At 67.4% G+C, this 14672-nt stretch carries 10 protein-coding genes; 4 read left to right on the top strand and 6 right to left on the bottom strand.

Going from position 1 to position 14672, the window contains the following annotated elements; translation table 11 throughout:
- Window position 1: 1 nt before the first annotated feature.
- Window positions 2-1018 (bottom strand): cell division protein ZapE, encoded by a 1017-nt coding sequence (zapE, locus tag AB431_RS12060; RefSeq protein ID WP_047330121.1) that lies wholly within the window; start codon window positions 1016-1018, stop codon window positions 2-4.
- Window positions 1019-1159: 141 nt separating this feature from the next.
- On the opposite strand from zapE, the gene AB431_RS12055 reads away from it, so the two are divergent.
- From AB431_RS12055 to msrB, 4 genes are read left to right on the top strand one after another with little or no spacing between them, the layout of a single operon-like run.
- Entirely contained in the window at window positions 1160-1951 is a 792-nt protein-coding gene (locus AB431_RS12055) for a pyrimidine reductase family protein (protein WP_047330120.1), read from the top strand.
- 36 nt (window positions 1952-1987) lie between these two features.
- Complete coding sequence (locus AB431_RS12050; RefSeq protein ID WP_047333340.1) at window positions 1988-3553, top strand: alpha/beta fold hydrolase; 1566 nt, start codon at window positions 1988-1990, stop codon at window positions 3551-3553.
- Between the two features lie 20 nt (window positions 3554-3573).
- The gene (gene aftC / locus AB431_RS12045) at window positions 3574-4869 is read left to right on the top strand and encodes an arabinofuranan 3-O-arabinosyltransferase (RefSeq protein WP_047330119.1); all 1296 of its coding nucleotides are present in this window, start codon (window positions 3574-3576) and stop codon (window positions 4867-4869) included.
- Window positions 4870-4887: 18 nt separating this feature from the next.
- Complete coding sequence (msrB, locus tag AB431_RS12040) at window positions 4888-5298, top strand: peptide-methionine (R)-S-oxide reductase MsrB (RefSeq protein ID WP_047333339.1); 411 nt, start codon at window positions 4888-4890, stop codon at window positions 5296-5298.
- On the opposite strand, the gene AB431_RS12035 is transcribed toward msrB, so the two are convergent.
- From AB431_RS12035 to AB431_RS12015, 5 genes are all read right to left on the bottom strand, one after another.
- A complete protein-coding gene (locus tag AB431_RS12035; RefSeq protein WP_047330118.1) occupies window positions 5258-7594 on the bottom strand; it encodes a bifunctional diguanylate cyclase/phosphodiesterase in 2337 nt (778 codons plus the stop codon). The two genes, msrB and AB431_RS12035, sit on opposite strands and share 41 nt — an antisense overlap.
- 70 nt (window positions 7595-7664) lie before the next feature.
- Window positions 7665-9998, bottom strand: coding sequence for a bifunctional diguanylate cyclase/phosphodiesterase (locus AB431_RS12030; protein ID WP_047330117.1), 2334 nt, complete (start codon window positions 9996-9998; stop codon window positions 7665-7667).
- Between the two features lie 56 nt (window positions 9999-10054).
- Window positions 10055-12511, bottom strand: coding sequence for a bifunctional diguanylate cyclase/phosphodiesterase (locus AB431_RS12025; protein ID WP_144418239.1), 2457 nt, complete (start codon window positions 12509-12511; stop codon window positions 10055-10057).
- A gap of 57 nt (window positions 12512-12568) precedes the next feature.
- Window positions 12569-13273 carry a hydrogen peroxide-dependent heme synthase gene (gene hemQ, locus AB431_RS12020; RefSeq protein WP_047330116.1) on the bottom strand — a complete coding sequence of 235 codons (705 nt, stop codon included), beginning with the start codon at window positions 13271-13273 and terminating at the stop codon, window positions 12569-12571.
- A gap of 29 nt (window positions 13274-13302) precedes the next feature.
- Window positions 13303-14658: a protoporphyrinogen oxidase gene (locus AB431_RS12015; RefSeq protein ID WP_047333337.1), complete on the bottom strand. Its 1356-nt coding sequence runs from the start codon at window positions 14656-14658 to the stop codon at window positions 13303-13305.
- Window positions 14659-14672 lie beyond the last annotated feature (14 nt).

Below are 14672 nucleotides of genomic sequence, written 5' to 3'. Positions count from 1 at the left end.
GCTACAGACCACCGGGGCTGGTCAGCGCGAGCAGCCGCGACGTCGCCCGCAGGTACTTCTTGCGGTAGCCGCCGGCGAGCATCTCCTCGGAGAAGATGGTGTCGAGTTTCGCGCCGGAGGCCACCACCGGGATGCCGGCGTCATAGAGGCGGTCGGTCAGCGCCACCAGCCGCAGCGCCACATTCTGGTCGTCGATCGGGTGTACACCGGTGATGTACACCGACGACACCCCTTCGACCAGCGTGAGATAGCGCGACGGGTGCATGGTCGCCAGGTGCGCGCACAGCGCGTCGAAGTCGTCCAGGGTCGCGCCGGGCATCTCGGCCGCCTTGGCGGACACCGCCCCATCGGACAGCGGCTGCGGCGCCGGCGGTAGGCTGCGGTGCCGGTAATCCGGGCCCTCGATCCGAACGGTAGTGAAAATGCTTGCCAGCGTGTTTATTTCACGCAGGAAGTCCTGGGCGGCGAAGCGCCCCTCGCCCAGTTGCTCGGGCAGCGTGTTGGATGTCGCCGCGATCGAGACCCCGCGTTCGACGAGCTGGGACAGCAGGCGCGAGATCAAGGTGGTGTTGCCCGGGTCGTCGAGTTCGAACTCGTCGATGCAGACCACCATGTTCTCGGACAGCAGGTCGATGCACTCGACGAACCCGAAGACCCCGGCGAGCTGGGTCAGCTCACCGAAGGTGGCGAACGCCTTGGGGTGCTCGACCCGGTCGGGCAGTTGCCGATACGACGACGCCAGCAGATGGGTCTTGCCGACGCCGAACCCCCCGTCGAGATAAATACCGGTGCCAGGCAAGGTCTCCCGCCTGCCGAACAGTTTCTTCTTCCCCGCGCGCCTTCGCTCGGCCTCCTCGCAGAACGCCCGGCAGGCATCGACCGCGGCGGCCTGGGTTGGCTCGGCCGGGTCGGGCCGGTAGGTCGCGAAGCTGACGCCGGCGAAGGTTGGTGGCGGCACGAGTTGGGCGACGAGCCGCTCCGGGGACACGGTCGGGTGCCGGTCGACGAGGCGGTCCATGACACGAACCCTATCGGCCGGGTCGGTCCCCGGGTCGCTTCGCTCCTGCCCGCCGTGCCACTCCCCGGGTCGCTTCGCTCCTGCCCGCCGTGCCACTCCCCGGGTCGCTTCGCTCCTGCCCGCCGTGCTGCAATCTCCTGTATGGCCGACCCGAGCCGCGACGACCCGGATGGGACGTACTTCACACTGATTGATGGGGCCCCCGTGGGCGTCGTTGATGACGACCGGCTCTACGACCTCTATGCCCACCCCGCGGACCTTGCCCGCTGCGTGGTTCGCGGCAACATGATCACCAGCCTCGACGGCGGCGCCGCGACCGACGGCACGTCCGGCGGACTGGGTGGCCGGGGTGACCGGCGGTTGTTTCGGGTATTGCGCGAGCTGGCCGACGTCATCGTCGTCGGCGCCGGCACCGCGCACGCCGAGAACTACTCCGGCGCACAGATGACGGTCGCGCAGCGCGGCAACCGGCAGCGGCGCGGCCAGAGCGAGGTCCCCCCGATCGCGTTGGTGACCCGCTCCGGACGAGTCGACAACGACTGGCCCGTTCTCACCCGAACCGAGGTGACACCGCTGATACTCACCTCCGCCGACGTCGCAGCGGACACCAGCTCCCGGCTGGGCGGCGCGGCCGAGGTGATCGCCTGCTCGGGCGACGAACCGGCCGAGGTGGACCCGGCTGTCGCGCTGGTCGCGCTGGCCGAGCGCGGGCTGCGTCGGGTGCTGTGCGAAGGCGGACCCACCCTCATGGGCACCTTCGTCGACCACGGCCTGCTCGACGAGCTGTGTCTGACCACCGCGCCCGTGCTGGTCGGCGGCGACGCACCGAGGATCGCGGCGGGCTCCGGCCACGTGCTGACCGCGATGCGCCGCGCGCACCTGGTGTCCGATGCCGACGGCTATCTGTACGGGCGGTATACGCGCGTCGGCTGAGCTATCCCGGCCGGTGGTGTCGCTAGGGTGGTGGGCATGCGCGATCGTCGGGTCTGCGCCGCGGTCAGCCTCGGCACCGCGGCGTTGACGGCTCTGCTGACCGGATGTGCCCCGTGGCTGGCCGCAAACCCCCAGTTCGCCAGCGACCATGCGCACAATCCGTCAGGCCCGGCGACCACCAAACCAGCCGGCGGACCACCGGCCATCGCGGTACCCAAGAACGACCTGAGCTGGAAGGACTGCACCTCGAAGGTCTTCGGAGACGCCGGGGCCCCGCCCGCGCCCGGTGTGGTCCTGGAGTGCGCCAATTACGACGCCGACCTCGACCCGATCGCCGGAGCCACCGGCACCGTGAGCATCGGGGTGGTGCGCGCGCGCTCGGTGCAGACCCCGCCCGACGCGGGCCCGCTGGTGTTCACCACCGGTACCGACATCCCGTCATCGATGCAGCTGCCGGTGTGGCTGTCGCGATCGGGCGCCGACGTCCTCAAGAGCCATCCCGTCGTGTCGGTGGACCGCCGCGGCATCGGCATGTCCAGCCCGGTGGATTGCCGCGATTCGTTCGACCGCCAGGAGATGCGCGACCAGGCCCAGTTCGAGTCCGGTGACGACCCCGTGGCCAACCTCGGCGCGATCACCATGACCGCGACGACGAGCTGCACCGACACCATCGCCCCGGGCGACTCGGCCTACGACAACGCCCGCGCCGCCGAGGATCTCGAGCGACTGCGCAGCACCTGGGATGTGCCGGCCCTGGCGCTGATCGGTGTCGGCAACGGGGCGCAGATCGCCCTGGCCTACGCAGGCTCCCACCCCGACAAGGTGGCCCGGCTGGTGCTCGACTCCCCCGTGCCGCCCGGCGTCAATGCCGAAGCCGCAGCCGAAGAACAGGTCAAGGGACAGCAGGCCGCCCTCGATGCATTCGCCCAGCAGTGCGTGGCCGTCAGCTGCGCGCTCGGACCCGATCCGAAGGGCGCCGTCGACTCGATGCTCGCCGCCGCCCGCGCCGGCCGCGGACCGGGCGGGGTGTCGGTGGCGGTGCTGGCCAACGCGATCGTCACCGGGCTGGGCTTTCCCAGCGGTGACCGGGTCGGCAGCACCGTCAGCCTGGCCAACGTCCTCGCCGCGGCCCGCGGCGGTGACGCCAACCAGTTGAACAGCCTGATCAATCGGGCCGAGGCGATGCGTGACAGCGACGGCCAATTCATCAACTCGTGCAGCGACGCGCTGAACCGCCCGACACCGGACCGGGTGCGTGAACTGGTCGTGCAGTGGGGCAAGCTGTATCCACAGTTCGGAGCGGTCGGTGCGCTGGGCCTGGTGAAGTGCCTTAATTGGCCCAGCGGCGCGGCGCCCAAGGAGCCCAAGGACTTGAAGGTCAACGCGCTGCTGCTGGGGGTGCAGAGCGATCCGATCGCCGGCAACCAGGGTGTGCCCGCGTCCGCGGCCACCATCATCAACGCCGGCGCGGCCAGCAAGCGGGTGATGTGGCAGGGGATCGGGCACGGCGCCAGCATCTACACGGCCTGCGCGCTGCCGCCCATGATGAGCTATCTGGACAGCGGCAACATGCCTCCGACCGACACCTACTGCCCCGCCTGAGCATCTGACGCATCCGGCCGGTGTACGGTGCGTCCGTGGCGCTAGCTGACTCATCGCGATCCGGCCTGCTGGCCGCGTTTCGCCCTCGGACGAGCCCGCCCGACGCGGCGACGATCCTGCGTTCGGTGCTGTGGCCCATCGCGATCATGTCGATCATTCACCGCAGCTATGTGCTGTCGTCCAACGGCTACATCACCGATGACTTCGGCCCGGTCTACCGGGCGGTCTCCAACTTCCGTCGCGGCTTGGACATCTACAACGAGCACTTCGACCACGTCGACCCGCACTACCTCTATCCGCCCGGCGGCACACTGCTGATGGCCCCGTTCGGCTATATGCCGGTCTTCGCCTCGCACAACTGGTTCGTGTTCTTCAACACCGTGGCCATGATCATCGCCGCGTGCCTGTTGGTCCGGCTGTTCAAGTTCCCGCTCTCGTCGGTGGCGCTGCCCGCGCTGCTGCTGGCCATGTTCTGCACCGAGTCGGTGACCAACACCCTGGTGTTCACCAACATCAACGGCTGCATCCTGCTGTGCGAGGTGCTGTTCTTCCGCTGGCTGCTCGACGGCAAGGTCAGCCACCAGTGGTGGGCAGGCGTGGTGATCGGGCTGTCCCTGGTGGTCAAACCGGTGCTCGGGGTGCTGCTGCTGCTGCCGCTGCTCAACCGGCAGTGGCGCGCGGTGATCGCCGCGATCATCGTGCCGGTGGTGTTCAACCTGGCGGCCTGGCCCCTGGTTGCCGACCCGATGAACTTCGTGCAGCGCACCCTGCCGTACATCTTCTCCACCCGTGACTACTTCAACAGCTCGGTGCTGGGCAACGGCGTGTACTACGGCCTGCCGACGTGGCTGATCCTGGCGCTGCGGGTGATATTCCTGGCTCTGGCCGTGGCCAGCCTGTGGCTGTTGCACCGCTACTACAAGCACCGCGACCCGCTGTTCTGGATGCTGACGTCCTCGGGTGTGCTGTTGATCGCGTCATGGCTGGTGCTGTCGTTGGCCCAGGGCTACTACTCGATGATGCTGTTCCCGTTCCTGATGACCGTCGTGCTGCCGAACTCGGTGGTGCGCAACTGGCCGGCGTGGCTGGCCACCTACGGGTTCTTGACCATGGATCGCTGGCTGATGTGGCGCTGGCCGACGACGGGGCGCTTCCTGGAGTACATGAAGATCACCTACGGCTGGTCGCTGATGCTGGTGGTGATCTTCTGTGTGCTCTATTACCGCTACGCCGACGCCAAGGCCGACAACCGGCTGGCCGACGGCATCGATCCGCCGTGGATGCGCGAACCCGCCGACCGGCTGGCGCCACGGTAACGTGAAGCCATGAGTTCGATTCCAGCCCCCAAGCTCGAACTGACCGACGACGAGTGGCGCAAGCGGCTGAACCCGGCCGAGTACGCCGTTCTCCGCGAGGCCGGCACCGAGCGTCCCTTCACCGGCGAGTACACCGACACCAAGACCGAAGGCGTCTACGTCTGCCGGGCGTGCGGCACCGAATTGTTCCGCAGCACTGAAAAATTCGAGTCTCATTGTGGCTGGCCGTCGTTTTTCGACCCGTCACACTCCGACGCCGTCATCCTGCGTCCCGACGACACCCTGGGCATGCACCGGGTGGAGGTGCTGTGCGCGAACTGCCACAGCCACCTAGGTCACGTCTTCAGCGGCGAGGGCTATCCGACGCCGACCGATCAGCGCTACTGCATCAATTCAATTTCGCTGAAGCTGGTGCCGTCCGAGGAGTAACCGGCGGCCGCGGCGCGAAGCGGTCCAGCACGGTGTCGAATCCGATGGGCGCGCCGTAGAAGTAGCCCTGCCCGATATCGCATCCGTGCTGCTGCAGCCACGCCGCGGTCTGCGCGTTCTCGACGCCTTCGGCGACCGTGGTCATCCCGAGGGTGTGCGCGAGGTTGACCACGGCCACCACGACGGCCGCCGCGGTGGGATCGGTCAGCACCGGCGCGACGAAGTAGCGGTCCAGCTTCACCTCGTCGTTCGGCAGATCACGTAGATACGACAGAGTCGAATACCCGGTGCCGAAGTCGTCGATGGCCACCCGAATCTGCTGATCCCGCAACTGATGCAGCACTTTCCGGGTCTGTTCGAGATCGCCCAGAACCAGGTGCTCGGTGATCTCGACCGTGAGGCTGGCCGGCGCCAGGCCGCTTGCCGACAGCGCGGCGGCGGCACGGCCCGGCACCGTCGCGTCGGCCAGCAACGGGGCGAACAGGTTGACCGCGACCGAGGCGTCGATCCCGCCCGCCCGCCACTGAGCGCAGTCCGCGCAGGCCTTCGCGAGCACGAGGTCGGTCACCTCGTCCATCATCCCGTTGCGCCGAACCATCGGCAGGAAGTCCATCGGCATGAGCACGCTGCCGTCCGGCTGGGGCCAACGCACCAGTGCCTCGAACCCGACCAAATCCCCCGTCTGCAACCGGAATTGCGGTTGATACACCAGCGTCAGCTCGCCGCGGTTGACCGCGTGCCGGAGTTCGCTCAGCAGCGCCAGCACCGCTGATCCGCTGCGTTCGGGTACGTCGGTGGTGCGGAACAACTCCCGATCCACGCGCGTCGAGGCCATCTCGCGGGTGAAGACGTGCACCCCGCCCGAACCCGCCCACTTCGCCGAATACATTGCGGTGTCAGCCTGTTTCAGCAGTGTTTCGGCGTTCAGCCCCGGATCGTCGGACTTGGCCAGCGCCAGCCCGGCGCTCGGCCTGATCGCCAGTTCATGCCCGTCGACCACGAACGGCGCGGCGAAGGCGTCCACGACCCGCCCACCCGCTCGCTCGGACTCCTCGACCGGTCCGGTCATGACGACGGCGAACTCATCGCCACCGAGGCGCGCCACCGCGTCACCCGGGCGCACGGCGCGGGTGATCCGGTCCGCCACCAACATCAGCAACCGGTCGCCAGCGGGGTGACCGTAGCTGTCGTTGACGAGCTTGAAATCGTTGAGGTCCAACACCATCAGCGCTACCGGTGCCCGGTCGCGCTCCCGGCGTTCCATCACCTCGCCCAGCCGGTCGTTGAACGCGGTGTAATTGGCCACCCCGGTGAGTGGATCTCGCAACGCCTGATCGGCCATCTGGGCGAGCAGCCGCTGATTGTCGCTGATCGCCAGGAACTGACGGGTGAAGATCGCCAGGGCCAGACACGCGCCGAGCACCATCACCGGCCGGGCGGTCAGGTCCTCCATGGGTTCGGTCGTCGCCGCCACGATCACCATGATCGTGGTGATCCCGGGCAACCACACCGAGGCCCACGCCGATTCCGTTCGCGCCTTGGGGACCGGTGTCGTGGGCTGGCGTGCAGTGAGCGCGGCGACGGTGATGAGCAGCATCCCGGCGATCCAACCGGTATCCACGAGGGTTCCGTGCTCATACGCGTGCTTGATCGAAATATAGGTGTACACGCTGTCGGACAAGATCACGCACAGCAGTCCGGCGGTCAGCAGCGCCAACGTGCCACGGAGCTCGGGCGGGCCCCGGAACATCAGCAGCAATGCCAGGGTGAGCACCGCGATCTCCAGGGCGGCGAAGATGGCGGGCAGGAATTGGACGAGCTGCTCACCTCCGCTGACCTTGTAGGCCTGGTCCATCACCAGGAGCCAGAACATCAGGAAGAACGACCCCGCCACGATCACGCCGTCGAGGATGAACCGGCCCAGGTATCGCTTCGTCAGACCGGTGGGAAACAGCAGCAGCGCGGCACCGCACCCGAGCGGAAACAGGACGAATGGCCAGGTTTGGCTGCTCGACAGCACACGGCCGGTGAGAAGCGCTTCGAAATAGATGACCGAGGCGGCACCGACAGCCCACCCGACGACGCCGACCAACAAGCACAGCCACGCGGCCCGTTGCCGTCCCGATGATTTTCGGGCGGCCCACGCGACGCTGCCTGCGGCCAGCCACGGCGCGGTGAGGAAAAGTGCGTTGTTGATCCGGTTGAGCGCTGCGGACGGCACCCAGTCGCCGATGAGCCACATGGCAATCGCAGCACCCGCAGCAGCAATGAAGACGGCAGCGCGCCCGTTTCGCATACCACCCCCTCACTGCGACCCTGGCAGCCATGAATGCACAGAGCCCAGTGCCTTTTACAGCAGCGTTAGGTTAGCAACCTGGCCCGAGCTGAGAACCGGAAACGGCAGTCTTGAATGACCTCAGCAACTCGTCCGGCGGAAGAGGCATGCCGTAATAGAAGCCCTGGCCGATGTCGCACCCGAGTTGACTCACCAGCGCTGCCGTCGGCTCGTCCTCGACACCCTCCACCACGACCGTCAGACCCAGCACGTGCGCGAGGTCGACCACCGCCCGCACGACCGCCGCCGCCCGCTGGTCGGTCACGATCGAGGCGATGAAGGTGCGGTCCAGCTTCACCTCGTCGATCGGCAGGTCGCGCAGATAGGACAGCGCGGAATAGCCGCTGCCGAAGTCATCGATCGCGATACGAATCCCGTTGTGCCGCAACTGCTCCAGCACAGCACGCGTGCGCTCCGTGCTGTCGAGGAACAACTCCTCGGTGATCTCCACCGTCAATGCGGACGGGCGCAGACCGTGGTCGGCCAGCGCCTGCGCGATCGTAGCGGGCAGACCGATGTTGGCCACCGATGGAGCGAACAGGTTGACGGCCACCGGTACCTCGGCCCCGGCGCGGTGCCAGGCCAGCGCGTCGTCGAGCGCTCTGCCGATCACCAATTGGGTGACCGAACCCATCAGGCCGTGCCGGCGGACCAGCGGCAGGAACTGCTCCGGCGCCAGCACACTGCCGTCAGCCTGCGGCCACCGCAACAGCGCCTCGGCACCGACCATCTCGCCGGTTCGCAGGTCGAACTTCGGCTGATAGACAAGGGTGAGTTCGGCATTGTCGATGGCAACCCGCAGCTTGCCGAGAAGCTGGATCGCCTCGGCCGGCCCCAAACCGGGCTGTGGCGCGGGCGCGCCGAACAATCTCTTGTCCTCGGTGTCGGAGAGCACTTGCATCTCCGGGGAATACGTCTGCACACCGCGCGCCCGCAACCGCTTGGCCGAGTACATCGCGGCGTCAGCGCGCTTGAGCAATTGCTCGGCGGACAGGTGCGGCTCGTCGGTCTCCGCGACGGCGAGCCCGACACTCGGGCGGATCAGTAACTCGTGCCCGCTGAGCAGGAACGGTTCCTCGAACGCTTCGACGATGCGCAGACCGACGCCTTCTGCCGCCTCGGCACCGCCTTCGACCAGCACCGCGAACTCGTCCCCGCCGAGGCGGGCGACCGTGTCGCCGGCGCGGACACAGTTGAGCAGCCGATGCGCGACCCCGACCAGCAGATCGTCGCCAACCAGATGACCAAGGTTGTCGTTGACGAGTTTGAAGTCGTTGAGGTCCACGGCCACGACGGCAAGCGGAATCCCGTTGTGCTCGAACATTCTCATCGCGTGCGCCAGCCGTTCGTTGAACAGAGCGCGATTGGCCAGCCCGGTCAGCGCGTCGTGCAGCGCCTGGTCGACAACCGTGGCCACCAGTCGTCGGTTCTCGCCGACCGCCAGGTACTGGCGCGCGATAACGGTCACCACCAGAAGACCCGTGACCACAAGCACCACCCGGGACTCCAGCAGCGGTGCGGGTTTGGCGGCCAGGACCAGTCCCGCCAACAGCAGTGGGGCGAAGGGCAGCCACACCGATGCCCAGCCCGGCAGGGCCAACGCAGTACCCTCCTCGGGCGCGCCCTGGCGGCCTGCGACCGCGGCCACACCGATCAGGAGAAGACCAGCCGCCCAACCGATGTCGATGACATTCCCGGACACATATTCGCCTTTGGCCGTCAGATACACAAAAGCACTGTCGGACAACGCAAAACAAGCCAATCCCAAGGTCAACAGAGTCAACGACAATCGATACTCACCGCTCACCCGCACCAGCACCACCCCGGCAACTGTGAAGATCACCAGATCGGAGATCGGATACGCCAGGGAGACAATGAATCCCAGTCGATCCGAGTCGCCGGAGTGGTAGAGCGGTGCCAAAATGGTCACCCAACTCACCAAGAACAGCGATATCGCGACGATGACCCCGTCCAGAAACAACCGCCACCGTGACTGGATGGTGTGGCCGAGCGGGAACAGCAGCAGCGCCGCGCAGGCGCCGACCGGGAAGACCAGGTATGCGGCATCGGCGATGGAGGGGAACGGCACCTCGTTCAGATGAACTTCGTAGTACGCCCAGAGCGCTTCCCCGATCCCCCAGCCCAGTAACCCGACAGCCATCGACAGCCACGCCAGCCGCAAACGCCCGTGGGCCGCGCGTGCTGTCACAACGGAGAAGACGACCGCAGGAATCGTCAGCGCGACGAAGATCAGATCATCGATCAGCGACAGCGACGGACCGATCGACCAATCACCCAGGATCAGAAGCAGAAACGCAACGAAGATGGCGGTCGCACCAATGGCGGCATGAGAAGTTCTGGGCATTTCGAGCCCCCTTCCCGGAAGCCGCCACGTGGTGATCGACGGCCGCGAAAGTATAACTAGCGGATCAGGTCGATTTGTGGAACATCGGATTCCGTCCAACGGCGCGCACCGTCCCGAGGCGAGCAGCCCAGCGGCCTGCGGGATCGGTCGCGCCGGCACTTCGTCAACACGTCGCGCAGTTCGTCGGCCGTCAAGGGCGTGCTGAAGTAGAAACCCTGCCCGACGTGACAGCCGTGCTCACGGAGCCAGTCGGCGGTGGTGGCAGATTCGATCCCCTCGGCGACCGTTGTCAGGCCCAGTTCATTGGCCAGGTTGAGCACAGCTCGCACCACGGCGGACGCCCGCTGGTCGGCGGGAATCGGGGCGATGAAGTTCTTGTCCAGTTTGACCTCGTCGACGGTCAGGTCGCGCATGTAGGACAGCGCGGAGTAACCGCTGCCGAAATCGTCGATGGCGATCCGGATTCCATGCTCCTGCAACTGATCCAGCACCGTCTTGGTGCGCTCCATGTTGTCCAGGAAGAGGTCCTCGGTGATCTCGACCGTCAGCTGGGCGGGGCTCAGCTGGCGGTCGGCCAGCGCCTTGGCCATCTTGCCGGGCAGCCGCAGGTCGGCCATGGACGGCGCGAACATGTTCACCGCGATGGGAACTTCGAGAGACTCTGCGCGCCAGCGCACGACGGCGTCGAGAGCCTGATTGACCACCAGGTCGGTGATCGACCCCATCAGCCCGTACCGGCGGACGAGCGGAAGGAACTCGTCGGGTCCCAGCAGCCCTCGCTTCGGATGGGGCCAGCGCACCAGCGCCTCCACCCCTACGATCACCGCGGTGTTCAGGTCGAACTTCGGCTGGTACACCAGCGTCAGTTCGAACTGATCGATGGCCTGGCGCAGCTCGCCCAACAGCCGGATGGTGCCGGCCCCACTGCTGATCGTCGGCATCGGTCGGCTGGTGAAAAGATCCCCGTCGGGCGATTCGGCCAGCAGCATCTCCGCGTTGAACAAGTGCACGCCGCCGGTACGCGACCGCTTCGCCGAATACATGGCGATATCGGCACGTTTGAGCAGATCCTCGGCGAGCAGATCGGGCTCGTCCCGCTCGGCGACCGCCAGACCGGCGCTGGGCCGGATCAGCAGATCCTGACCGTCAACGATGAACGGCTCATCGAAGGCCTCGACCACCCGGTGGGCGACCAGCTGCGAATTGTCCACCCGGCCCTCGATCAGGACCGCGAACTCGTCACCACCCAGGCGCGCCACGGTGTCGCCGGCCCGAACGCTTCCGACGATTCGCTCGGCGACCAGGCTGAGCAGTTCATCACCGACCGGGTGACCGAGGGTGTCGTTGACCACCTTGAAGTCGTCGAGGTCCATGACCAGGACTCCGACCGACAAACCATCGCGCTGACGCATCTGCATGGCGTGGTTCAGTCGATCGCGGAACACGATGCGGTTGCCGACCCCGGTCAGCGGATCGCGCAGGGCCTGCTCGGCGACTGTGGCGAGCAGACTGCGGTTCTCGCTCATCACCAGCAACTGGCGGCCACTGAACGCCAGCAGCAGCACGATCCCGATCACCGGGATGGGCCCGTCCTTGATCTGTTCCGGCGTCTCGGTGAATATCGCCGCGCTGGCCAGCAGCACGGGGACGAACGGCAACCACACCGATGTCCACGAAACAGTCTGCGCTGCAACGGCTCCCCGGTGCGCGAAGCCGCGTCCGGTGATGGCCGCGGCGATGAACAGCGACAGCCCCACCAGCCATCCGACATCCAGCACCTGCGTGCCCGTTTGGCGGTGCGTCGCGGTCAGATAGACGAACACACCGTCGGCTATCGCGATACCCAACATGGCAAGCGTCAGCAGCACCGGCGTTCGGCGCTGACCCCGTTGGGCACGGGCCACCACGAGGACGCCGATGGTCAGGACGGCGGCATCCAACACCGGGTAGCTGATCGAAACCGCCACCTGCAGCCGGTTCACCGGCGCCGAGCTCCACAGCTCGTCGAGCACTGCGGCCCAGCCGACGATGGTGAACGACCCGGCCACGATCAGCCCGTCGAGGATCAGCCGCGTCCGAGACGTGCGAGTGAGCCCGGACGACAGCAACAGCAGGGCGACGGCGGTGGCAATCGGCAAGACCAGATACGCCGCATCGGCCGCCGACGGGTACGGGTGCTCATAGCCGGCGACCTGGTAGTAGCGCCAGAGAGCGGCGCCGAACGTGAAGCAACCGAGCCCGATCGCGACGGCGATCCAGGCGCCCCGCACCCGGCCACGGCCCGTTCGCGCCGTACTGGCTGCGGCACCGGTGGCCAGTGCCGCCAGCGCCATCATGAGGTTGTCGGTGTTCGTGAACTGCGACAGTGCGGACGTGTCAGACCAGCCGCCGAGAACCAGCACGGTCCCGATGATCACGACGCCCGCGACAAGGGCGACGACCAACGCTATGGCCTGCTTCGCTCTCAGCCCTGTCACGCGGGCCCCCATCGTGTCGGCCGTGCGAGAACTCACGGTGCCGCAATCGTAGCGAACGAGGGGCGCCCACAAGGGGCTTCACAGGCCCGTTTGCTACGGGAGCTTGGCGACCAGTTCTTCGACGCCGATTCGCGGACCGGTGAAGAACGGAGTCTCCTCGCGCACATGCCGACGGGCTTCGGTGGCCCGCAGGTCACGCATCAGGTCGACAATGCGGTACAGCTCCGGGGCTTCGAACGCCAGAATCCATTCGTAATCGCCGAGCGCGAAGGCAGGTACGGTGTTGGCGCGCACGTCCTTGTAGCTGCGGGCGGCCATACCGTGGTCGGCCAGCATCTTGCGGCGATCCTCGTCGGGCAGCAGATACCAGTCCAACGACCGGACGAACGGATAGACGCAGACGTAATTGCCCGGCTCCTCGCCCGCCAGGAAGGCCGGGATGTGGCTCTTGTTGAATTCCGCAGGCCGGTGCAGCGCGACCGCGCTCCACACCGGGGTCACGGCCCGGCCCAGCGTGGTGGTCCGGCGGAAGTCGTTGTAGGTCGCCTGCAGGGACTCGATCCGCTCAGCGTGCGTCCAGAACATGAAGTCTGCGTCGGCGCGCAGGCCGGCGACGTCGTAGATGCCGCGCACCACGACGCCGTTGTCCTCCTGTTGTTTGAGGAAGGTCGCGGTCTCGTCGACGACGGCGGCGCGGGTCTCTTCGTCGAAGCCCAACTCGCCCGGTTCCGCCGCAAAGGTCGAGAACATCACGTAGCGGATCGTGGCGTTGAGCTCGTCGAAGTCCAGTTTGGCCATAGCCACCATCGTGCCACGCACGGGTCCGGCTATCGGCGGCTGGTGGCCGCCACCACACCCTCGGCTGCCCGCCCGGCCACCCCTACACATGCGGGCACCCCGATGCCGTCCAGGTAGTTGCCCGCGATCGCCAGGGTGGGTGGCAGCCCGGCCCGCAGTGCGGCGGCCAGCTCGCGGTGGCCGGGCGCATACTGCGGCATCGCGTCCAACCAGCGGTGCACCCGGACATCCACCGGATCCACCGCGATGCCGAACACCGTCGACACATCGGCCAGTGCCCAGGACTGTAGGTCGGTGTCGGAGGTCTTTCGCGCGATGTCATCACCGAACCGCCCGAACGACAACCGCAGCAATTCGGCGTTGCCGCGCGTCCCCCACTTGCGGGTGGACAGCGTTATCGCTTTGGCGTGCAAGGGTTCTCCGCTGGCGACCAGCACGCCGGACTGCGCGGGCAGTGGCGTACCGCCGGGGACCGCCAGTGCGAGCACCGCCGCGGAGGCGACCGGAATCCGCTCGGCCGCCGCGGCCGCGTCGGGCGCGACCTCGGCCACCAGCGGCGCCAGCCGCGGGGCCGGCACGGCCACGATCACGCCGTCGGCACGCCAGTACTTGCCCTCGTCATCGCACAGGTTCCAGCCCGTCCCGTCGGGCGCGATGTGCTGTATCGACGCCTGCACCCAGTGCAGCCGGCTGCGTGTCACCAGCACGTCCAGCAGCACCTGGTAGCCACCGTCGATCGCGCCGAACACCGGGCCACGCGTGCTGCCCGGCAGCGCGCGCCGGCCGGCCTCGGTCAGGCTGCCGGCCCCCGCATCGAGTGCGGCGGCCAGCGTCGGCACCGCAGAGCGGATGCCGATGGTGGCCGCCGAACCGGCATAGACACCGGACAGCATCGGGTCCACCGAGCGGGCGACGACCTGTTCGCCGAACCGGTCGGCGACCACGGCGCCGACGGCAGGGTCGGCGCCGACCCGCCAGTGCATCGGGCGGCTGGGTTCGGCGGCTATCTGCGCGATCGTGGCGTCGTCGACCAGTCCGGCCACCGACGCCGCGGACGTCGGGATGCCGTTGACGGTGTCGGGCGGCAGCGGATGCAGGCGACCCTGGCTGTAGATCGTCGGGCGGACTCCGGTAGTGCTGATCTGGCGGCCGGCCAATCCCAGTTCGGCCAACAGCGCAGGCACTTCCGGGCGACGCACGACGAATGCCTCGGCCCCGATGTCCATCGACTGGCCCGCGATCCGTTCGGTGCGCAGGATGCCGCCGAGCCGGTCGGCCGGATCGAACACGGTGATGTCGGCGTCCGGGCCGGCCAGTGTGCGCAGTCGGTAGGCTGCGACCAAGCCCGAAATGCCGCCCCCGACAACGCAATAACGCCGTCCTATCCCCGGTTCGCTAG

The organism is Mycobacterium sp. EPa45 (assembly GCF_001021385.1).
In the GTDB taxonomy this organism is placed as follows: Bacteria; Actinomycetota; Actinomycetes; order Mycobacteriales; family Mycobacteriaceae; genus Mycobacterium.
The sequence above is the reverse complement of the archived record's forward strand: the minus strand, read 5'-3'. Positions and strand labels throughout refer to the sequence as shown.

Coding starts and splice junctions, on each gene's coding strand:
- zapE (WP_047330121.1), bottom strand. CDS start 1,018: ATGGACCGCCTCGTCGACCGGCACCCGACCGTGTCCCCGGAGCGGCTC.
- AB431_RS12030 (WP_047330117.1), bottom strand. CDS start 9,998: ATGCCCAGAACTTCTCATGCCGCCATTGGTGCGACCGCCATCTTCGTT.
- hemQ (WP_047330116.1), bottom strand. CDS start 13,273: ATGGCCAAACTGGACTTCGACGAGCTCAACGCCACGATCCGCTACGTG.
- AB431_RS12050 (WP_047333340.1), top strand. CDS start 1,988: ATGCGCGATCGTCGGGTCTGCGCCGCGGTCAGCCTCGGCACCGCGGCG.
- AB431_RS12055 (WP_047330120.1), top strand. CDS start 1,160: ATGGCCGACCCGAGCCGCGACGACCCGGATGGGACGTACTTCACACTG.
- AB431_RS12035 (WP_047330118.1), bottom strand. CDS start 7,594: ATGCGAAACGGGCGCGCTGCCGTCTTCATTGCTGCTGCGGGTGCTGCG.